Annotated in this window: 19 protein-coding genes, 1 tRNA gene and 1 pseudogene; 4 read left to right on the top strand and 17 right to left on the bottom strand. The window is 72.2% G+C overall.

Annotated features, from left to right (window positions below; translation table 11 throughout):
• Window positions 1-3 precede the first annotated feature (3 nt).
• Window positions 4-1,374, bottom strand: a complete 1,371-nt coding sequence (locus DLJ58_RS17575; protein ID WP_112679028.1) for a cystathionine beta-synthase — start codon at window positions 1,372-1,374, stop codon at window positions 4-6.
• Window positions 1,375-1,447: 73 nt separating this feature from the next.
• Complete coding sequence (locus tag DLJ58_RS17570) at window positions 1,448-1,804, bottom strand: YkvA family protein (RefSeq protein WP_112582466.1); 357 nt, start codon at window positions 1,802-1,804, stop codon at window positions 1,448-1,450.
• Between the two features lie 150 nt (window positions 1,805-1,954).
• On the opposite strand from DLJ58_RS17570, the pseudogene DLJ58_RS17565 reads away from it, so the two are divergent.
• The 3 genes and pseudogenes from DLJ58_RS17565 to DLJ58_RS17555 form a co-directional block, all read left to right on the top strand.
• Window positions 1,955-3,018: pseudogene (locus tag DLJ58_RS17565) on the top strand (SGNH/GDSL hydrolase family protein); the annotation flags it as partial.
• Entirely contained in the window at window positions 3,004-3,816 is an 813-nt protein-coding gene (locus DLJ58_RS17560) for an SGNH/GDSL hydrolase family protein (protein WP_124857758.1), read from the top strand. The pseudogene DLJ58_RS17565 and the gene DLJ58_RS17560, both read left to right, overlap by 15 nt.
• A 78-nt stretch (window positions 3,817-3,894) precedes the next feature.
• Complete coding sequence (locus DLJ58_RS17555) at window positions 3,895-5,157, top strand: acetyl-CoA C-acetyltransferase (RefSeq protein ID WP_124857756.1); 1,263 nt, start codon at window positions 3,895-3,897, stop codon at window positions 5,155-5,157.
• A gap of 11 nt (window positions 5,158-5,168) precedes the next feature.
• Here DLJ58_RS17555 and DLJ58_RS17550 read toward each other — a convergent pair whose 3' ends face one another.
• The 4 genes from DLJ58_RS17550 to DLJ58_RS17535 all read right to left on the bottom strand — a co-directional run bounded on the left by DLJ58_RS17550 (window position 5,169) and on the right by DLJ58_RS17535 (window position 7,433).
• Window positions 5,169-5,489 carry a hypothetical protein gene (locus DLJ58_RS17550; RefSeq protein WP_124857754.1) on the bottom strand — a complete coding sequence of 107 codons (321 nt, stop codon included), beginning with the start codon at window positions 5,487-5,489 and terminating at the stop codon, window positions 5,169-5,171.
• 46 nt (window positions 5,490-5,535) lie between these two features.
• Window positions 5,536-6,294 (bottom strand): Bax inhibitor-1/YccA family protein, encoded by a 759-nt coding sequence (locus DLJ58_RS17545; RefSeq protein WP_124857752.1) that lies wholly within the window; start codon window positions 6,292-6,294, stop codon window positions 5,536-5,538.
• Between the two features lie 136 nt (window positions 6,295-6,430).
• Window positions 6,431-7,246 carry a Bax inhibitor-1/YccA family protein gene (locus DLJ58_RS17540; protein ID WP_091394231.1) on the bottom strand — a complete coding sequence of 272 codons (816 nt, stop codon included), beginning with the start codon at window positions 7,244-7,246 and terminating at the stop codon, window positions 6,431-6,433.
• A gap of 106 nt (window positions 7,247-7,352) precedes the next feature.
• Window positions 7,353-7,433 (bottom strand) — tRNA-Leu (locus tag DLJ58_RS17535).
• Between the two features lie 101 nt (window positions 7,434-7,534).
• Between DLJ58_RS17535 and DLJ58_RS17530 the strand changes: the two genes are divergently transcribed.
• A complete protein-coding gene (locus DLJ58_RS17530; RefSeq protein ID WP_124857750.1) occupies window positions 7,535-9,394 on the top strand; it encodes a hypothetical protein in 1,860 nt (619 codons plus the stop codon).
• Window positions 9,395-9,503: 109 nt separating this feature from the next.
• Here DLJ58_RS17530 and DLJ58_RS17525 read toward each other — a convergent pair whose 3' ends face one another.
• From DLJ58_RS17525 to DLJ58_RS17475, 11 genes are all read right to left on the bottom strand, one after another.
• Window positions 9,504-10,835 (bottom strand): NAD(P)/FAD-dependent oxidoreductase, encoded by a 1,332-nt coding sequence (locus tag DLJ58_RS17525; protein ID WP_124857748.1) that lies wholly within the window; start codon window positions 10,833-10,835, stop codon window positions 9,504-9,506.
• A gap of 102 nt (window positions 10,836-10,937) precedes the next feature.
• Window positions 10,938-11,498 (bottom strand): hypothetical protein, encoded by a 561-nt coding sequence (locus DLJ58_RS17520; protein WP_124857746.1) that lies wholly within the window; start codon window positions 11,496-11,498, stop codon window positions 10,938-10,940.
• 164 nt (window positions 11,499-11,662) lie between these two features.
• On the bottom strand, window positions 11,663-13,105 hold the full coding sequence (locus DLJ58_RS17515; protein WP_124857744.1) for a DUF58 domain-containing protein: 1,443 nt from the start codon (window positions 13,103-13,105) through the stop codon (window positions 11,663-11,665).
• On the bottom strand, window positions 13,105-14,112 hold the full coding sequence (locus tag DLJ58_RS17510; protein WP_091394243.1) for an AAA family ATPase: 1,008 nt from the start codon (window positions 14,110-14,112) through the stop codon (window positions 13,105-13,107). The genes DLJ58_RS17515 and DLJ58_RS17510 overlap by 1 nt, the downstream gene beginning before the upstream one ends.
• A complete protein-coding gene (locus DLJ58_RS17505) occupies window positions 14,112-14,696 on the bottom strand; it encodes a hypothetical protein (RefSeq protein WP_124857742.1) in 585 nt (194 codons plus the stop codon). Before DLJ58_RS17505 ends, DLJ58_RS17510 begins: the two co-directional genes overlap by 1 nt.
• Window positions 14,693-15,478 carry a DUF4129 domain-containing protein gene (locus tag DLJ58_RS17500; RefSeq protein ID WP_124857740.1) on the bottom strand — a complete coding sequence of 262 codons (786 nt, stop codon included), beginning with the start codon at window positions 15,476-15,478 and terminating at the stop codon, window positions 14,693-14,695. Before DLJ58_RS17500 ends, DLJ58_RS17505 begins: the two co-directional genes overlap by 4 nt.
• Before the next feature lie 22 nt (window positions 15,479-15,500).
• Window positions 15,501-16,214 (bottom strand): uracil-DNA glycosylase, encoded by a 714-nt coding sequence (locus DLJ58_RS17495; RefSeq protein ID WP_124857738.1) that lies wholly within the window; start codon window positions 16,212-16,214, stop codon window positions 15,501-15,503.
• A gap of 19 nt (window positions 16,215-16,233) precedes the next feature.
• Window positions 16,234-16,920, bottom strand: a complete 687-nt coding sequence (locus DLJ58_RS17490) for a dienelactone hydrolase family protein (protein ID WP_124857736.1) — start codon at window positions 16,918-16,920, stop codon at window positions 16,234-16,236.
• Between the two features lie 199 nt (window positions 16,921-17,119).
• Window positions 17,120-17,716 (bottom strand): LppU/SCO3897 family protein, encoded by a 597-nt coding sequence (locus DLJ58_RS17485; protein WP_244218988.1) that lies wholly within the window; start codon window positions 17,714-17,716, stop codon window positions 17,120-17,122.
• 130 nt (window positions 17,717-17,846) lie between these two features.
• The gene (locus DLJ58_RS17480) at window positions 17,847-18,866 is read right to left on the bottom strand and encodes an HAAS signaling domain-containing protein (RefSeq protein WP_124857732.1); all 1,020 of its coding nucleotides are present in this window, start codon (window positions 18,864-18,866) and stop codon (window positions 17,847-17,849) included.
• Window positions 18,863-19,195, bottom strand: coding sequence for a PadR family transcriptional regulator (locus DLJ58_RS17475; protein WP_074316865.1), 333 nt, complete (start codon window positions 19,193-19,195; stop codon window positions 18,863-18,865). The genes DLJ58_RS17480 and DLJ58_RS17475 overlap by 4 nt, the downstream gene beginning before the upstream one ends.
• Window positions 19,196-19,288: the final 93 nt, after the last annotated feature.

The following is a 19,288-nucleotide window of genomic DNA, read 5'->3' as shown; positions in this document are numbered from 1 at the left end:
GTACTAGTGGGCGCCCAGGTGGGACAGGAGGTCCTGGCGGGTGAGCACACCCTTGGGCTTGCCGTCGACCAGCACCAGGGCGGCGTCGGACTTCTCCAGCATGCCCACCGCCTCGCTCACCGGCTGACCACCACCGATCATCGGCAGCGGGTCGCCCATGTGCCGCTCGATGGTGTCGTGCAGGTGGGCCTGGCCGGTGAACAGCGCGTCGAGCAGGTCCCGCTCGGCGATCGAACCGGCGACCTCACCGGTCACCACGGGCGGCTCGGCCTTGAGCACCGGCAGCTGCGAGACGCCGTACTCGCGCATGTAGTCGATCGCGTCGCGTACGGTCTCGGTCGGGTGCACGTGCACCAGCTCGGGCAGCCCGCCCGGCTTGCTGGCCAGCGCGTCGGCCACCGTCGGCTCTGCGCCCGAGTTGTCGAGGAAGCCGTACCGGGCCATCCACGAGTCGTTGAAGATCTTGGAAAGGTAGCCACGACCGCCGTCGGGCAGCAGCACCACCACCACGTCGTCCGGGCCGGCCCGGCGGGCGACCTCCAGGGCGGCGACCACCGCCATTCCGCAGGAACCGCCGACCAGCAGCCCCTCCTCGCGGGCCAGTCGCCGGGTCATCTCGAAGGACGCCTTGTCGGAGACCTCCACGATCTCGTCGGCGACACCCCGGTCGTACGTCTCCGGCCAGAAGTCCTCGCCGACGCCCTCCACCAGGTACGGCCGGCCGGTGCCGCCGGAGTAGACCGAGCCCTCCGGGTCGGCCCCGACGACGCGCACCCGCCCGTCGGACGCCTCCTTGAGGTACCGGCCGATGCCGGAGATGGTGCCGCCGGTGCCGACGCCGGTCACGAAGTGGGTGAGCTCGCCGTCGGTCTGCTTCCACAGCTCCGGGCCGGTCGTCTCGTAGTGCGAGCGCGGGTTGGCCGGGTTGCTGTACTGGTTGGGCTTCCAGGCGCCGGGGATCTCCCGGGTCAGCCGGTCGGAGACGTTGTAGTACGAGCGCGGGTCCTCCGGCGCGACGGCGGTCGGGCAGACCACCACCTCGGCGCCGTACGCCCGGAGCACGTCCTGCTTGTCCTGGCTGACCTTGTCGGGGCAGACGAAGACGCACTTGTAGCCCTTGAGCTGGGCCACCAGGGCCAGCCCGACGCCGGTGTTGCCGCTGGTCGGCTCGACGATGGTGCCGCCGGGCTTGAGCAGGCCGGCGGCCTCGGCGTCCTCCACCATCCGCAGCGCGATCCGGTCCTTCACCGAGCCGCCCGGGTTGACGTACTCCACCTTGGCCAGCACGGTGGCCTGGATGCCCTCGGTGACGTTACGCAGACGCACCAGCGGGGTGTTTCCGATCATGTCGACGACGTTGTCGTAGTACTGCACGGTGTGCCCTTCGTTGCGGCGCCGGCGGTGGGCGGCCGGGAAGACGTTTGCTCACCGCCCAGCGTACGTGTCGTCAGGGCACCAGCCCCCCGGGGATGACCGAGCTGCGGCGGGCCTCCCACTCCAGGAACCGGTCGGTCTCGGCGAGCACGCTGCCGGCCAACCAGGTGACCATGACCGCGTCGTCGGCCAGCCCGAAGATCGCCAGCGGGATCTCCGGGAGCAGGTCGATCGGCGAGACGATGTACGCCGTCGCCGCGGTCATCAGGGCCAGCCGAAGGCCGCCGTCGTACTCCCCCTTGGTGGTGGCCCGGATCATCCGGGGCAGCGCGGCCAACCGCGTGCCGATCGACGGCCCGTTGCGCGCCCCGGCCGCCAGGGCCCGCGCCAGGGCCGTGAACGCCGCGCTGCGCTTCAGTGTCTTACCCATCGTCGCGCTCCTCTCCGCCGGATCAGCGTGGCGGGTCGGCGCAAGTCGGCCGGCCTCTGGAACCCAGATACCCCGTCGCGTCGGTTTCCAGGCACCCCGGTGCCGTCACGACGACAGCGGTGTGTCGGGCCAGCGCGATAATGTCGCGGTATGGGGGTGGCACATTCCGTCGTACCCGGTGGTGAGCGCTGGCGGCAGGCCCGGCGGTTCGTCCGGCTGGCCGCCATCGGGACAGGCGCCACCGCGGCGGCGGCGGTGGCGACCGGCGGGGTGCTGGTCGGCCAGGCACGCCAGGCTCGACGGACCATCCCGATGGCCGAGGCGCCGCCGCCCCGCTGCGACGGGATGTACGGCGCGAAGTTCCCCGGCCCGGCGCTCACCATGGTCGTGCTCGGTGACTCGTCCGCCGCCGGCTACGGGGTGCACCGCCGTCGGGAGACGCCCGGGGCACTGCTCGCCACCGGCCTGTCCCGTCGACTGCACCGGCCGGTGCAGCTGCACCGGTTCGCGGTGGTCGGCGCCATCTCGGCGGCGCTGCGCCACCAGGTGGAGGCGGCGCTGGAGTGCCGACCCGACATCGCGGTGATCCTCATCGGCGGCAACGACATCACCAACCGCACCCCGCGCGGGCTGGCGGTGCGATACCTGGTCGAGGCGGTGCACACCCTGCGCGACGCGGGGTGCGAGGTGGTCGTCGGCACCTGCCCCGACCTGGGCGCCATCCGACCGATCCAGCCACCTCTGCGCTGGCTGGCGCACCGCTGGAGCCGCCAGCTCGCCGCCGCCCAGACGGTGGCCGTGGTCGAGGCGGGCGGGCGGACGGTCTCCCTCGGTGACCTGCTCGGCCCCCGGTTCGCGGCCGAGCCGACCCGGATGTTCGCCTGGGACCGGTTCCATCCCTCCGCCGAGGGGTACGCGATGGCCGCCGCCGCGCTCCTACCGACGATGCTCTCCGCCCTCGGCGCGACGCCGGAACGACGGGCCACACTGAGGCTCGGCGACGGCGTACGGTCGCTGCCGAAGGCCGCGCAGGAGGCGGCTCGACACGCCGGCACGGAGGTCAGCGGCGTCCAGGTCCGGGGCCGCGACCGAGGGCCGGCCGGCCGGTGGGCGCAGCTGCGCCGACGGGCGTTCTTCGGTGTCGGCGCGGTGCCCCAGCACGGGTCCGCCTCGGACACCTCGACAGTGGAGGGACTGGCATGAACGAGCGCAGCGCGCGGAGCGTGACCTCCGGCCTCGCCGGCCGACTGGGTCGGGCGGCGGCGATCTCGCTGTTCGCCGGCACCGTCGGGGGCGCCGCCGTCCTCGCTGGTGAGGCGTTCATCGCCCGGCACCGACGCTACGCCGAACCGGAGCTCGGTCTGGCCCTGCGCGCCACGATCGGCCGGGCGGGCGCCGCCCCGCTGCGACTGGTGTTGCTGGGCGACTCGTCGGCACTGGGCGTCGGTGTCGACCGTCTGGAGGACACCATCGGCGGGCAGTTGGCCAACCTGCTCGCCGAGGGCCCGGCCGGCCGCCGGGTGCACCTGTCCAGCGTCGGCGTCTCCGGGTCCCGCTCGACGGACCTCGCCACCCAGGTGGCCCGGGCCCTGCTCGGTGAGCGGCCCGACGTGGCGTTGATCCTGATCGGCGCGAACGACGCCACCGGGCTGCGCCGACCCTCCGACGCGGCGGCCTATCTCGGCGCGGCGGTGCACCGCCTGCGTGAGGCGCGCGTCGAGGTGGTGGTGGGCACCTGCCCCGACCTCGGGGCCGTGCGTGCCATCGCGCCTCCCCTACGCCAGGTGGTCGGCTGGTCCGGGCGTCGGGTGGCCCGCGCGCAGACCACGGCCGTGCTGGAGGCGGGCGGCTCGGTGGTCGACCTGGCCACCGAGACCGGGCCGGTGTTCCGGGCCGACGCCGGGACGCTCTGCCGGGACGGCTTCCACCCCTCCGCCGACGGCTACCGGGTGTGGGCGCACGCGCTGCTGCCCGCCGTCGTCGCCGCGGCGGCGGCCACGACGCGGCGCTAGATCGTCCCCGGCCAGGGTGACATTTCCCGCCACCCCGGCTTCTTCCGCGCCATGTTACCGGCGGGTTAACGTTGGTCCATGCCGATTGAGTCGTCCCGCGACGCCGTCATCGTCGCCACCGCCCGCTCCCCCATCGGCCGGGCGCACAAGGGGTCCCTGCGCGACGTCCGCTCCGACGACCTCGCCGCGACCATCGTCCAGGCCGCACTGGACAAGATCCCCGCGCTCGATCCGACCACGATCGACGACCTCTACCTCGGGTGCGGCCTGCCCGGCGGCGAGCAGGGCTTCAACATGGCCCGGGTGGTGTCCACCCTCCTCGGTCTGGACACTGTCCCCGGCGCCACGCTGACCCGCTACTGCGCCTCCTCGTTGCAGACCACCCGGATGGCGATGCACGCGATCCGTGCCGGCGAGGGCGACGTGTTCGTCTCCGCCGGGGTGGAGATGGTCTCCCGCTACGCCCGGGGCAGCTCCGACGGGCTGCCGCCCGAGGCGCAGGCCCTGGTCGGCGGCGGTTGGGAGAACCCCCGCTTCGGGCCGGCCAATGAGCGCTCGAAGCGCCGCGCACAGGGCGGCGCCGAGGTGTGGACCGACCCGCGTGAGGCCGGCGAACTGCCCGACATCTACCTGACCATGGGGCAGACCGCGGAGAACCTGGCCCAGGTGTACGACGTCACCCGCGCCGACATGGACGAGTTCGGCGTACGCAGCCAGAACCTCGCCGAGAAGGCCATCACCGACGGTTTCTGGGCCCGGGAGATCACCCCGGTCACCACGCCGGACGGCACCGTGGTGAGCACCGACGACGGGCCCCGCGCCGGTGTCACCCTCGACGCGGTCGCCGGCCTGAAGCCGGTGTTCCGCCCGGACGGTCGAATCACCGCCGGCAACTGCTGCCCGCTCAACGACGGCGCCGCCGCCGTGGTGGTGATGAGCGCCCAGCGGGCCGAGGAGCTCGGGCTCACCCCGCTGGCCCGGATCGTCTCGACCGGTGTGACAGCCCTGTCGCCGGAGATCATGGGTCTCGGACCGGTCGAGGCGTCCCGGCAGGCCCTGCGCCGAGCCGGCATGACCATCGACGACGTCGACCTCGTCGAGATCAACGAGGCGTTCGCCGCGCAGGTCATCCCCTCCTACCGCGAGCTGGGCATCCCCGAGGAGAAGCTGAACGTGATGGGCGGGGCCATCGCGGTCGGCCACCCGTTCGGCATGACCGGCGCCCGGATCACCGGCACCCTGCTCAACGCACTCGAGTGGCACGACAAGACCATCGGTCTGGAGACCATGTGCGTGGGCGGTGGCCAGGGCATGGCCATGGTGCTCGAACGGCTCAACTGAGCCGAGCTGCCTCAGAGCGCGCTGCGGGTCGCCGTCACCTCGGCGGCGGCCCGGCTCAGCGCCTCGGCCCCCGGGTCGGCGGCGAGCAGGTCCGCCGTGACCACCCGCAGCTGGTCGGGCAGGGCCAGGTCGTTGTCGAGCCGGGGCACCACCCGGCGGGGCTCCCCCTCGGCGTCGGCGGCCAGGTTGGCGATCTCCTGCACCAGGCGGTGCACCAGGTCAGCGCGGGACACGTTGCCGGCGGTCGCGACCGCCGCCCACCGGGGCTGCTGCCAGTGCGCGATCTGACGGACCAGCAACTGCACGGCCTTGTCCAACTCCGCTGCGCTCATCGCCGCCGAGTCTACGGCCGGCACCGACCGCGCCGGGTGGGGCCGGTCAGCGGCGCAGGTAACTGAGCAGCCGCAGCAACTGCCAGTAGAGGAAGACCAACCCGGTGAGCAGGCCGAACGCGCTCAGCCACGCGTACCGACGGGCTCGGCCGTCGCGCACCGAGCGCTCGACGAGATCGAAGTCGAGGATGAAACTGAACGCCCCGGCGATGATGGCCACCACCGAGATGGCGTACGGCAGCCAGCCGACCTCCCCGCTGACGCTGTAGCCCGCCAGGCCCGGTCGCCCGCTGATCAGGTACGACACCAGGTTGACCACGCTGAGCACGGCGATGCCGAGCAGGGTGCCGATCACCAGGCGGGCCAGCCGAGGCGTCGCCCGGATCACCCGGGCCCGGTAGAGCGCCGCCATGCCGAGGAAGACGCCGAAGGTGCCGGCCACCGCCTGCACCACGATGCCCGGGTAGACCTGCTCGAAGGTGCGGCTCGCCACCCCCAGCAGCAGGCCCTGGAGGACCGCGTAGCCGACGATCGGCACCGGGTTGGTGATCGCTCGCAACGATATGACCAGGACCAGCGCGATCGAGGCGAGCGCGCTGCCGGCCAGGGCGGCGCCCAGCCACACGGCGTCGGGGATCACCGCCCAGGACACCGCGGCGGCCGCGCCGGTCACGAGCAGCAACCCGACGGTACGGACCACCACGTCGTCGACGGTCATCGGCTCGACGTCACGGGCGCCGAGCACCCGTGCCTCCACCCGGCCGGGCTCATCCAGCCGGTTGAGCACCGGGTTGTTGCTGCGCACCGCCGCCTCCTTCGCCCGCGTACCCCCCGAAGTCACTCTGCCCCGGGCGGACCGGCGGCGGCGGGCAAACGGCGCGGACGACGGCGCCCGCCCCCACCGGAGTGGGGACGGGCGCCGGTCGACAGTGCGGACGAGGTCAGTCGTCGCCCTGGAAGTAGCTCAGCAGGCGCAGGATCTCGATGTAGAGCCAGACCAGGCTGACCAGGATGCCGAACGCGGCCACCCAGGAGTAGCGCTGGGGCAGGCCCATCCGGACGCCGTCCTCGATCTCCTTGAAGCTGAGCACGAAGCTCAGCGAGGCGACCACGATGCAGACCAGGCTGAAGCCGATGGCCAACGGGCTGCCGTCACGCAGACCGGTGTTGACGCCGAACAGCGCCAGCACCAGGTTGATCATCATGACGGCGAAGAGGCCGACCATCACCGCGATCATGCCCTTGACGAAGGCCGGGGTGGCCCGGATGACCTTCGCCTTGTAGAGCATCGCCATCAGGAAGAAGATGCCGAAGCTGGCCACGGCGGCCTGGAGCACGATGCCGTCGTAACGCGTCTCGAACGCCTTGCTGACCATGCCGACGAAGACACCCTCGACGACCGCGTACGCGATCACGAGCGCCGGGTTGGCCATCCGGGAGAACGAAATGATCAAGCCGAGGACCAGGCCGACCACCGCCGCGCCGATCCACGCGGTACCGACCAGCGCGTCGGGCACGAGCACCCAGGCGGCCGCGGCGGTGATGCCGAGGATGCCGAGCAGAGCGACCGTCTTGACGACCACGTCGTCGACGGTCATCGGCGCCACGGTCGGCGGCGCGGCCGGGTAACCGGCCTGGGACGGGTACTGCTGGGGAATGCCGGGCTGTCCGTACGGCCCGGCCGGGGCGTACCCGGCGGAGCGCTCCCGCTCGGCCGCTTGGCCGAGCCGGGCGAGCACCGGGTTCGAGGTCTTCACTGTCTGGCCTCCCTCAGGGGGTCGTTTGCACGTGAACGTGCCCTCCAAGAGTAGACGGCACACCCAAGTCCTGGAGATCACGAATGAGAATGTGTGAGTCGGCCGGTGCCCGGGGCGGGGGTCGAACCCGCACGCCTTTCGGCAGCCGCTTTTAAGGCGGCCGTGTCTGCCTTTCCACCACCCGGGCGAGTGGCACCGGCGCGCCGACACGCCTGGTGCAGTGTCACCGTAGCCGGTCTGCGGCGACCCGGCGTACCCCGCCGGCCTGGCCGCACTAGGGTCGATGCCGTGAGCAGCGCAGCCCCCACGGCCCCCGACGCCGCGCCTGAGCAGGCATTCCGCCTCGCCGATCAGGTCAACCGCCGACCCCGGGCCACCCGGCTGCTGGCCGCCGTCCGCCGCCACCGGGCGGACCTTCTGGCCGCTCTGATCTTCGCGGTGCTGGCCGGCTGGCTCACCCACGGGCTGTGGCCCGACCCGGGCGCCCGCATCCTGGCGCTCAACCCGGAGGACCAGACCCTCTACGAGTGGTTCCTGGCGGTGGACGCCCGCGCGCTGCTCGGAGACTTCGACCTGCTCACCGACCGGCTCAACGCTCCCGACGGTGTGAACCTGATGGCCAACACCACGGTGATCGCCCTCGGCGTCCTCTTCGCGCCGGTCACCCTGCTGCTGGGCGCACCTGTCACCTTCGCGCTGCTCGCCGCCGGCAACCTCGCCGGCACCGCACTCGCCTGGTACCTGCTCTTCCACCGGACGCTGCGCGTCCGCCGGGTGGCCGCCGCACTCGGCGGCGGGCTGTGCGGATTCGGACCCGGCATGGTGTCGCAGACCAACAGCCACCTGCACATGACCGCCCAGTGGCTGGTGCCGGTGATCGTCTGGCTGGTGGTGCGGCTGCTCCGGGCGGCCGACCCTGGGCCCGGCACCCCCGACCAGGCCGGCAATACCCGAGCCACCGGGCCGGACCGTCGTCGGCTGTTCACCTCCGCGGCGGGGCTGGCCGGCGCGATCAGCGCGCAGGTCTTCATCGGCGAGGAGGTGCTCTTCCTCGCCGCGATCACGCTGCTGGTGATGGCGATCAGCTACGCCGTGGCAGACCGGGACCTGGCCCGTCGGGCGCTCCCCGGGTTCGCCGGCGGCTTGGCGATCGCCGCCGGGCTCGCCCTGCTGGTGCTCGGCTACCCGCTGTGGTTCCAGTTCGCCGGGCCACAGGGAGTCGCCGACGGGATGTTCACCCCGGCCTACTTCTCCGCCGACCTGAGCAGTTGGTGGACGCTCTCCCCACTGTCGGTGGCCGGCAGCGACGAGTCCGCCCGGCTGACCACCGGCCCCGCCGAATACAACACGTTCCTCGGCTGGCCACTGCTGCTGGTCACCGCGGTCTGCGCGATCTGGGCCGGGCGACGCCGGCTGGTCTTCGCCTGCGTCGCGGCGGGCCTGGTGATGGGGGCGCTCTCGCTCGGCCCCGAGGTGGTGCTCGGCGGCACCAGGACGGCGATCCCCGGCCCGTACGCCCTGATCGGAGGGCTGCCGGTGGTGGACGGGGCGTTGCCGATGCGGTTCGCGCTGACGTTGCTGCCGATCGTCGCGACGCTGCTGGTGCTCGCGGTCGACCGGGCCCTGCGCAGCTCCGGTCGGGCACGGCGGCTGGTGCCCCTGGCCGTCGGAGTGGCGCTGCTGCCGATCTTCCCGACCCCCCTGCCGACCGCCGGACGACCCGCCGTACCGGAGTTCATCACCGGCGGCCACTGGCGGCAGTGCGTACCTCCGGGCGGGGTGCTGGTCCCGGTGCCACTGCCCACCCCGAAGGAGCCCTGGCCGATGCGCTGGGCGACCGCCGCCGGCGCCGGTTTCGGGCTGCCGGAAGGCTTCTTCATCGGCCCGTACGGGAGGGGTGGCACCGCGGCGATGGGCACCTTCAAACAGCCCACCTCCGCGCTTCTGGCGGATGTCGCACGGCGCGGCGACCAGCCGGCCATCGGCGACGAGCAGCGCCGCCAGGCCGTTCGCGACGCCGACTTCTGGGGCGCCTCCTGCGTGGCGCTCACCGACGACGCACCCCACGCGGAAAGCCTGCGCGCCACCCTGGAGCAGCTCTACGGCCCACCCACCCGCATCGCCGACGCGTGGACGTGGCGGGTCTAGACACCAAAAACCCCGCCGATCTTGCACTTTCTGCCCGGACAAAACGCACCAGAAGGCGCATCACGACATCCGAAAGTGCAAGATCGACGGGGTTGGCGTCGGTCTCTGGTCAGACGCGGGGCGCGCCGACCGGCTGGGAGGCCTCGACGAACTCCTCGCGCGGGTCGTGCAGCTGACCCAGAGCGACCACCTCACGCTTGAGGAAGAACGCCAGCGACCAGTCCACCACCACGCGGACCTTCCGGTTGAACGACGGGATCCGGCTCATGTGGTACGTCCGGTGCATCACCCAGGCCGGCCAACCGGTCATCTTGATCCCGTACACCTGGGCCACGCCCTTGTGCAGGCCGAGGCTCGCCACACTGCCGACGTGCTTGTGCTTGTAGTTCACCGGCTCGCGACCCCGGATCACGGCCGCGATGTTGTCGGCCATCCGGGCGGCCTGGCGCACCGCGTGCTGAGCGCTCGGCGAGCAGAAGTTGCCCGGCTCCTTGGTCAGGTCCGGCACGGCGGCGCAGTCCCCGGCGCTCCAGGCACCCTCGAGCACCTGGTCACCGTCGACCACCTGGAGCGTGGGCAGGCAGGTGATCCGTCGACGGTCGTCGCGCGGGAAGTCGGTCGAGTCCAGCATCGGCGACGGCTTCACGCCGGCCGTCCAGACGATCGTGTCGGAGCGGAAGCTGTCACCGTCGGAGAGCTTGACCACCCCGTCGACGCAGGACTCGAGGCGGGTGTCCAGCCGGATGTCCATGTTGCGCTTCAGCAACTGCTGCACGGTGTACGCACCCATGTCCCGGTCGACCTCGGGCAGCACCCGCTGAGTGGCCTCGACCAGCACCCAGCGGACCTCGTCCTGCTTGAGCTCCGGGTAGTAACGCAGGGCGTCGCGAGCCATGTCCTCCATCTCGGCGAGCGCCTCGATGCCGGCGTACCCACCGCCGACGAAGGTGAAGGTCAGCGCCGAACGGCGGACGTCCGGATCCGGCGTGGCGGCCGCCACGTCGAGCCGATCCAGCACGTGATTGCGCAGGTAGATCGCCTCGCCGATGGTCTTGAACCCGATGCCCTGCTCGTGCAGACCGGGGATCGGCAGGGTGCGGGAGACCGAACCCGGAGCCACGATCACGTGGTCGTAGGTGATCTCCCGGGCCGGGCCACTGATCGGCTGCACGGTGGCCACCTTGCGGTCATGCTCGATCCGCGTGACCGTGCCGGCCACCATCTTGCACCGGCGCAACTCCCGCCGCAGCGGCACCACTGAGTGCCGCGGGGAGATGTTGCCCGCCGCCGCCTCGGGCAGGAACGGCTGATAGGTCATGTGCGGTTGGGGGTCAACCACCATGACCTCAGCCTCACGGGAGCTGAGCTTCTTCGACAGGCGCAGGGCCGCGTACAGACCGACGTGCCCGGCACCAACCACAAGGATCCGCTTCGGATTCACGTTGTCTATCTTTCCCCGGCCGGCTCAGGTAATCCCGCTCGCGCCCCCCATCTGTGACGGAGCACAACCCATGTGACCTGCGTAACCCTCAAGTCGCGGTGGTCACCGACGCCGCAGCAGCCAGCCCAGCAACACTGACATCCCCACCGCCACCAGCAGCCCCAGCACTGTCACCGACTGGTATCCGGCGCCCCCACCCGTCCCCGTCGCCTGCAACAACAGCACGCCGAGCACGGCGGAACCCAACAGCACGGCGGCCGACCGCACCAACCAACGGGTGATCAACTCGGGGTCCACCCTCGCGTCATAGGGCAGCAGCGCGGCCAGCGCGCAGAGGGTGTGACCCAGGTAGAGCAGGGCCGCGACGGCGAGCAGCCGCCAGAGGGCGACCGGACGGCCGTACCCGTCGGTGGCGAGCAGCCAGCCGCCGACCGTGACCAACGCCGTGAAGGTCGTCCAGACCCTGCGCGGCCCGAACGCGGGCAACAGGGCAGCCACCGCCAGGAAGAAGATCGGCCGGCCGGAAAGCACCTCCGCGGGAAACGCCAGGGCGAACCCGGCAAACACGATGACGAAGATCCCGGCCCGGACCAGCAGCGGGGCCACGCTGACGCGAGCGACGGCGTACTGCACCGCCCGAACCCGCTCCACGACAGCGCTCACCGCACCCGCCTTCCGTTCGCGACTGCGGGGCTCGCAAGCTCACTCCTCGCGCTCACCGCACCCGCCTTCCGTTCGCGACTGCGGGGCTCGCAAGCTCACTCCTCGCGCTCACCGCACCCGCCTTCCGTTCGCGACTGCGGGGCTCGCAAGCTCACTCCTCGCGCTCACCGGCCACCCACCCTCGGGGCCGTCGCCAACCGGGCCACGTCCCGCAACACCTGGTCCAGGCTGCCGGCACCGGCCCAGCGCACCACCGGTACACCGTGCTCCCGGAGCTGCCCGATCATGATCTCCCGGTCCAGGCGCCACAGCCGGTACGCCACCTCGGCCCAACCCCGGTCCTTCGGCGACGCCAGGTCGGTAGGCAACGTGTCGACCGCCACCACGAACCGCCCACCGCGGGCCAACCGGGCGAGCATCTGCGCCGACCGTTCGTCCAGCAGCGGGGTGAGCACCACCACCAACGCGTCCGAGGAGAGCAACTGCGGGCCGAAGACCTGGTCGTACGGTTCGTGCGCGGACGGGTGGACCCGGACGTCGAGCAACCACTCCAGGACGGTCAGGTACTGCCGCCGCCCGGCGGCCGGCCGGAGCCGGCGAGCGGCCGGCCCGTACTCCAGCAGCGAGACCCGATCACCACGGTGCAGGTAGTGCTCGGCGATCGCGGCGGTGGCCCGGACGGTGGTGTCCAGCACCGAGGCGGCGCCGTCCACCCCACCGGAGCGGCCGGCCTCGGCGAGCACGTCGAGCAACACCACCACCTCCGCGTCCCGGTCGGAGAGGGTGGCGGCCACGTGCAGCTGCCGGGCCCGCAACGAGACCCGCCAGTCGATCCGGCGCAGCCGGTCCCCCGGGGCGAAGACGCGTACGCCGGCAAGCTCACCGCCCTCTCCCGGTCGGCGAGAGTGGTGCGCCCCGACCAGGCCGGCGGCGCGGGGCATCGCCTCGACCGCCTCGAACGGCTCGGTACGGGGGTACACCCGCACCCGGACCGGCTCGGTGATCACCGCCCGGGAGACCAGCAGACCCCCGGCCGTGGCGACCCGGGCACCGGCGGGGCCGACCGGGTGCCGGCCCCAGCGCAGGGCCTTGCCGGCCACCCCCAGGTCCACCGCGGCGCCGATCGGCACCGACGTCACGAACGGCCGGTCCGCGACGGAACGACGCCCGCCGAAGCCCTGCGTCGTCGCACCGGTTTCCGGGGTGGCGCTCGGCGGCCCGGAGTCGACGACCTCGTCGCGGGCGAAGCCGGCCCGCTCGATCCGCAGCCACGGCGACACGCGGGTACGCATCACCACCAGGTCGTAGTCGACAGTGTCCGGGTTGCCGACGCTCACCGCCGCCGCCACGTCACCGCCCTCGACCAGCGGCCCACCGTCACCCTGGGTGATCCACACCTGTGGCAGTGCCGTGGGCCGGCGACGCAGCGCGTACGCGGTGCCCAACGCGAACGGGGCCGCGAGCACGATCAGGTCCACCCTGCCCAGCAGCACACCGGCCACCAGCAGCAGACCGGCGAGCAGCACCGCGCGGCCGAGCGCCGGGGTGGGCGCCCAGCCGGCAGCCGGTTCCGCTTCGGTGTCCCTCGGCACGGTCGGTCCGGTCATCAGTGCCGGGGCCCGCCGGCGGCGTAGCTGGGCAGCGCGCCACTGGCCGGGGCGGGAGTCGCCTCCAGCACCTCGCCCACCACGAACGCCGGATCGACGCGCCGCAACCACATCTCCGGGCGTAGGGTGATCCGGTGGGCCAGCGCGGGCGCCGCCACCGACTTGACGTCCTCCGGCACCACGTAGTCCCGTCCGCCGAACACGGCACGGACCCGGGCCAGCAGCAGCAGCGCCAGCGAACCGCGAGGTGAGGCACCGACCAGCACCGACGGGTGTTCCCGGGTGGCCGCGGTGAGCGACACGATGTAGCGGCCGATGGAGTCCTCCACCACCACGTCCTCCAGGGCGGCCTGCATGGCCCGCAGCGTGGCCGCGTCGACCACCGCCTTGATGTCCGCCTCCTCCCGGCGACGGCTCATCCGACGGCGCAGCACCTCCCACTCCTCTTCGTGCTGCGGATAACCGAACGAGACCCGCAGCAGGAACCGGTCCAGCTGCGCCTCCGGCAGCGGGTAGGTGCCCTCGTACTCGATGGGGTTGGCGGTGGCCAGCACGTGGAACGGCTCGTCGAGCTTGTAGGTCACACCCTCGACCGACACCTGCTTCTCCTGCATCGCCTCCAGCAGCGCGGACTGGGTCTTCGGCGGCGTCCGGTTGATCTCGTCGGCGAGGAGCAGGTTGGTGAAGACCGGACCGGCCCGGAAGGTGAAGTCACCGTTGCGCTGGTCGTACAGGAACGAGCCGGTGACGTCGGCGGGCAGCAGGTCGGGGGTGAACTGCAACCGACGGAAGTCCAACCCGAGGGCCTGGGCGAACGAGCGGGCGGTGAGTGTCTTACCGAGCCCCGGCAGGTCCTCCAGGAGCACGTGCCCGCCCGCGAGGATGCCGGCGAGGACCAGCTCCAACGCGTCCCGTTTGCCGACCACGACGGTGCCGACCGCGTCCAGGACCGCCCGAGCCAGGTGCCCGACCTCGGCGGGGGCAATGCTCCGGTCCACGTCGTTCATCAGATGCTCTCCAGTTCGGCGACGATCACCGCGAGGTCGCGCGGCGACGGGGTGCGGCGAGGCGGGGTCTCCAGGAACGTCCACAGGCGGTCACCCAGCAGGACGCGGGCGCGCGCGGGATCTGACTCACGGGTTACGCCGTGCTTCAGCCGCAACCGCTCGTCGGCCAGCTCACCGATCCGGGGCAGGACCACCTCGGTGAAACGTTCGGTTCGGTTCGAGGACCAGTCCAGGGGCCGTTCCCACTGGTTGATCGCGCCACGCAGCGCGTCCCGGGCGCCCCAGTTGTAGCTGCCCTCCTCCTCGCCCGCGCCGGCCCGGCGAGCCGGCGGCGGCGGGGGTGGCGGCGCGAGCAGGGCGGTGACCCGGCGGACCGCCAGCACGGCGAGCACCCCGGCGATCAGTACGGGAAGCGAGACCTGGAGGCCCACCGCGCGGAGGCCGACCAGCAGGACAGCCACCACCGCGGCGGCCCACGCGAGCGAGCGCAGCACCGGACGCCATCGGGACGGGCGCGCCTGCGGACCGGCCGGCGCGGCCTCCTCCTCGAACGCGAGCAGATCGTCGATGCTGGTGCTGCTCATGAGGTCACCACCGCGGTGAGCTCTCCGCGCAGCCGGCCGAGCGCGGCGCGGGCCTGGTCCCGGGTGCGTTCGCCGACCGGGTGGGTGGCGTACCGGGCCTCCCGGTAGACGTGCGCGAACTCGGCCAGCACGTCGGTGCTGGCGATGGCCGGCACGCCCGCCGCAGGGTCACCCTGCAACAGTCGGCTGACCAGGTCGGTGGGGGTGTCTCCGGCGAGCCTCGGCACGCCGGCCGCGGCGGCGGTCTCCTCCAGGCGCACCCAGCAGGCGATCACCGCCACCCGGGGGTCGGTGTCCCGGTCGTCGAGCTCCACCAGGCCGGCGTCGAGGGCGGCGACCACCTCGCGGGCGGTGCCCTCGGCGGTACTGCGGGCCCGCTGCGCCGGTAGTGCCCGGGTGGTGCGGCGCAGCGCGCCCCGGATCAAGACCCAGCTGAGGTAGCCGAGCGCAGCGAGGATGGCCAGACCGAGCAGGACCACAGCCACCGTGCCGACCCACTGCGGGATGTGCGCCTGGGTGGCCTCGCCGGCGTCGCGGGGCTCGATCGGGATGGACGGCGACGGCTCAACGGTCGGGTACTCGGGAACCCAGGGAACGTTGTCCGCGGCCGGCGGGATGCGACTGGCCCCGATCGACGAGTGAGCGGACGCCAGCGCGGCACCGGTGAGCAGGGCGGCGACCGCGCCGACCGGCCACCACCGGCGGAGCAGGCCGAGCGCCGGCCGCAGCACACCCGGCTCGGCGGACGGTACCGGTGTGGGCGGGCGTGTTCCCTCTGTCATCGCCACCACCCCACGCGTCGTCTCAGTCCACTCCGGCCAGCTGTTTAGCCTGGCCGAAGACGTCGTCCAACATCCCTGGTGTCAACCGCCCGGTGAAGGTGTTCTGCTGACTGACGTGGTAGCAGCCCAGCAAGTCCGGAGCGTTCGTGCCGGACCAGTGTGCCCCATGACCGAACGCCGGTCGCGGGCTGGGCGGGCGCTGCCCGTACACCGCGCGGAGCACCGGCCACCAGGCGGCCCAGGCGAACGCGCCCAGCGCGACCACGACCCGCAGCGTGGGCCGGATCAGGGTGACCTCACGGTGCAGCCAGGGTGCGCAGGTGTCGCGTTCCACCGGGGTCGGCTTGTTGTCCGGAGGCGCACACCGGACGGCCGAGAAGATCCGCAGGTCACGCAGGTTGAGCCCGTCGTCGGCGGCGACGCTGGTCGGCTGGTTGGCCAGCCCGGCCCGGTGCAGCGCGGCGAACAGCACGTCACCCGACCGGTCGCCGGTGAAGATCCGGCCGGTGCGGTTGCCACCGTGCGCGGCGGGCGCCAGCCCGAGGATGGCGATCCGCGCGTCACCGGTGCCGAGGCCCGGCACCGGCCGACCCCAGTACTCCTGGTCGCGGAAGGCGGCCCGCCGGGTGCGGGCGACCTCCTCCCGCCATTGGACCAGCCGCGGGCAGGCGAAACAGTCGCTCACCGCCGCGTCGAGGTCGGCCAGGTCGGTCGCCCGCGCTGCGCGGGCGACCACCTGTGCGGGGGTACGCGTCTCAGCCAAGCTTGGCCCGGAAGAGTTCCAGGGTGCGGGCCCAGGCGCTGGCGGCGGCGCGCTGGTCGAACGCCTCCGGCCGGTCGTCGTTGAAGAAGGCGTGCGAGGTGCCCGGGTAGTCGTAGAGGTGGCAGTCGCCGCCCGCCTCCTCGATGGCCCGACGAGCGGTCTGTACGCCCTCGTGGGCGGAGGTGCCGTCCTCTTCGGAGCAGTGGATGACCGCTGCCTTGCCGGCGTAGTCGGCCCAGTCGGGGCGCATCGACTCCCAGGGGAGCACGGGATAGAAACCGGCGGTCGCGACGATCCGCTCGGAGATGGTGGCCGACCAGAGGGCCAGGCTGCCACCGGCGCAGAAGCCCACGGCACCGACCTTACCGGTGACCTCGGGCCGCCCGGCGAGATAGTCGGCCGCTCCGGCGATGTCCTTCGCCGCCTCGTCCATCCGCATCGCCAGCAGGAGCCGCTGCGCCTCGTCCGGCTCGCTGGTCGTCTCACCGTGGTAGAAGTCCGGGGCGAGGGCCACGAAACCGGCCTCGGCGAACCGGTCCGCCACCGACCGGATGTGCGGGACGAGACCCCACCATTCCTGAATGACGATGACGGCAGGGCTGGCCGTGCCGCTGGCGGGTATCGCGAGATACCCCTCGCTCGTGCCCCCGTTGCTGCGGTAGCTCACCATTTCGCCCATGGGCCGTCCTCCTAGCGGTCAGTCATCGTTGGCTGGTCGCCCAGTGGTCCTACGTGCCGGTAGCCTGCCACGCCACGCGGCCGTCGGGAAGACGCCGGAACAGTGGCATTCACCTCCTGTTAGCCCCCCGTTGACTCCGGGTACGCCGACGGCGGCGGGGTCTGCTCCCGCCGCCGTCGATGCCGAGCTACCGCTGTGGTCAGACCTTCTTGGTCAGGCAGAGCACGTAGCCCGTCTTGCCCGGCTCGATGCTGGAGAAGACGTACCCCTCCTCGCCCTCCTTGAAGAACTGGGTGCAGGTGGTGTCGGCCTTGGCCTGAGCCTCGCTCTGGCCGTCCACCCGACCGACCACGCTGTACGCCGCGTCGGTGGAGGTGCACTCGACGACCTTGGCGCCGTCGACCTCCTCCTGCTCGGTGCCGGTGATCTCGGGCAGCTCGGCGATGCAGTCGCCGGTCTTGGCGGCTGCCGTCTCGTCCTTGTTGAAGTAGTTGCCGATCGCCGAGGCGACACCGAACTTCAGGCCGGCGATGACGACGACGGCGAGGACCGCACCGACGATGCCGATGGCCTTCTTCGCACCGGACTTCTCCGCCTTCGGCTCGGCCGCCGGCTGCTGCTCGGAAGCCGGCTGCTGCTCGGGCGTCTGCGGCTGCTCGGCGGCCGGCTGCTGCTCGGGCGTCTGCGGCTGCTGCTGCGGCGCGGCAGGCTGCGGCGCGGCCGCTTGCGGCGTCTCGACGGCCGGCTCAGGGGTTGCGGCGTCGGGCGCGGGGGGCGGTGCGACCTGCTCTGGCACGGGGGTTCCTTCCGAGGGGTTGATGAGCAGACGACACCGTAACGATCATTGATTTCCGGTGCCGTCCCGCTCGCCTCGTCCGTTCAGCTATTTCCCAGCTTCACCCACATGATCCAGTTCACATCTCGGCTCAGCCCGTCGGGGTGGGAGTTGGCGTGGGGGTTGGCGTTCCGCTCGGCGGCAGGCCGGTGGCCGTACCGGTCGGCAGCGGCGTTCCGGTCTCCCCGGGTGTACCGCTCGGGTCCGGCGTGCTGGCCGGGTCCGGCGTGCTGGCCGGTGATGCGGGTGGAAGGGGCGCGCCCGGTGCGCGGGGCACGAAGGGCGCCTGCTCCGGGCAGTACGGGTACGCCCGCACCGTCGGCTTGTCGTAGACGTCTTCCGCGCAGTCCGGGTAGCCGAGTCGGATCGGATTGCCGTTCTGGTCGAAGAGCCGGGCGTTCTCCACCAGACGGCCCTCGCTGTCGTAGACGAAGACATCCCTGACCCGGTCGTACTGGCTGTCGACAGCGGTCTGGTCGTAGCCGTAGTCGCCGTAGCGCATCCGGTCCTCGGCCTGGATCAGCGCGGCGAACGCGAAGACCACCAGCACCACGCTGGCGACCTGCACGACCGAGCGCGGCCAGCGGGTCAGCTGGGCCGAACGGCGACCGATCCAGATGGAGCCGAGCACGAAGCCGATCAGCATGATCAGGCCGGCGAGCAGCTCACCGCCGAACCTCGGCAGTAGCCCGAATTCGCCACCGGTGGTGATCACCGTGACCAGCATCGCCGCCAGATAGCCGCGCAGCACCCACCAGGCCGGGCGCAACAGTCGGAGGAAGTCGCTGGCCGTCTCGTACCCCAGGGGTGGGCCGAGCCGGGTGTCCATGGTGCGCAGCCGGCCGCGGACCCGGGCCATCGCGCTCGCCACCCGCTGGTCGAGGTTGCGCCCGCTGCCCGGCGCGGCGCCGGCCGCGGCGCGCAGCTCGGCGGCGTACGTCTCGGGCTCGCCCAACCGCTCGACCAGGGTGCCCTCGGCCTCGGCGGCGACCTCGGTGAGGTGGTCGGCGAGATCCTCGGTCAACTCGTCGCGTTGCCCGGGCGGCAGGTCGGCCAGAGCGGCCCGGACCCGCGCCACATAGTCGGTGATCTCCTGCTCCGCGACGGTCATGCCGCCATCCCCCGATCGTCGAGCAGACTGTCCATTGTGGTGGCGAACGAGCGCCAGAGCTTGCCGGAGCGGGTCAGCTGGTCACGCCCCGCGGCGTTGAGTGAGTAGTACTTGCGGTGCGGGCCGGATTCGCTCGGCACGACGTAGGTGGTGAGCAGGCCGGCGGCGAAGAGGCGGCGCAGCGTCCCGTAGACCGAGGCGTCACCGACCTCCTCCAGGCCGGCCTCGCGCAGCCGGCGCAGGATGTCGTAACCGTAACCGTCCTCCTCTCGGAGCACGGCCAGGACGGCCAGATCGAGCACGCCCTTCAACAACTGTGTGGTGTCCACGCATTGCACACTAGTGCGCAATGCGCGGTACCGTCAACGCGATGGCTCCGACACGCGGGGCGGGGCAGGCGCGGGGCAGGCGCGGGGCAGGCG

Source organism: Micromonospora arida (genome assembly GCF_003857035.1).
Lineage (GTDB): Bacteria > Actinomycetota > Actinomycetes > Mycobacteriales > Micromonosporaceae > Micromonospora > Micromonospora arida.
This window is presented reverse-complemented; position numbering and strand designations above follow the sequence as displayed.

Coding starts and splice junctions, on each gene's coding strand:
- DLJ58_RS17570 (WP_112582466.1), bottom strand. CDS start 1,804: ATGGGTAAGACACTGAAGCGCAGCGCGGCGTTCACGGCCCTGGCGCGG.
- DLJ58_RS17560 (WP_124857758.1), top strand. CDS start 3,004: ATGAACGAGCGCAGCGCGCGGAGCGTGACCTCCGGCCTCGCCGGCCGA.
- DLJ58_RS17555 (WP_124857756.1), top strand. CDS start 3,895: ATGCCGATTGAGTCGTCCCGCGACGCCGTCATCGTCGCCACCGCCCGC.
- DLJ58_RS17550 (WP_124857754.1), bottom strand. CDS start 5,489: ATGAGCGCAGCGGAGTTGGACAAGGCCGTGCAGTTGCTGGTCCGTCAG.
- DLJ58_RS17515 (WP_124857744.1), bottom strand. CDS start 13,105: ATGACCGGACCGACCGTGCCGAGGGACACCGAAGCGGAACCGGCTGCC.
- DLJ58_RS17510 (WP_091394243.1), bottom strand. CDS start 14,112: ATGAACGACGTGGACCGGAGCATTGCCCCCGCCGAGGTCGGGCACCTG.
- DLJ58_RS17505 (WP_124857742.1), bottom strand. CDS start 14,696: ATGAGCAGCACCAGCATCGACGATCTGCTCGCGTTCGAGGAGGAGGCC.
- DLJ58_RS17500 (WP_124857740.1), bottom strand. CDS start 15,478: ATGACAGAGGGAACACGCCCGCCCACACCGGTACCGTCCGCCGAGCCG.
- DLJ58_RS17490 (WP_124857736.1), bottom strand. CDS start 16,920: ATGGGCGAAATGGTGAGCTACCGCAGCAACGGGGGCACGAGCGAGGGG.
- DLJ58_RS17480 (WP_124857732.1), bottom strand. CDS start 18,866: ATGACCGTCGCGGAGCAGGAGATCACCGACTATGTGGCGCGGGTCCGG.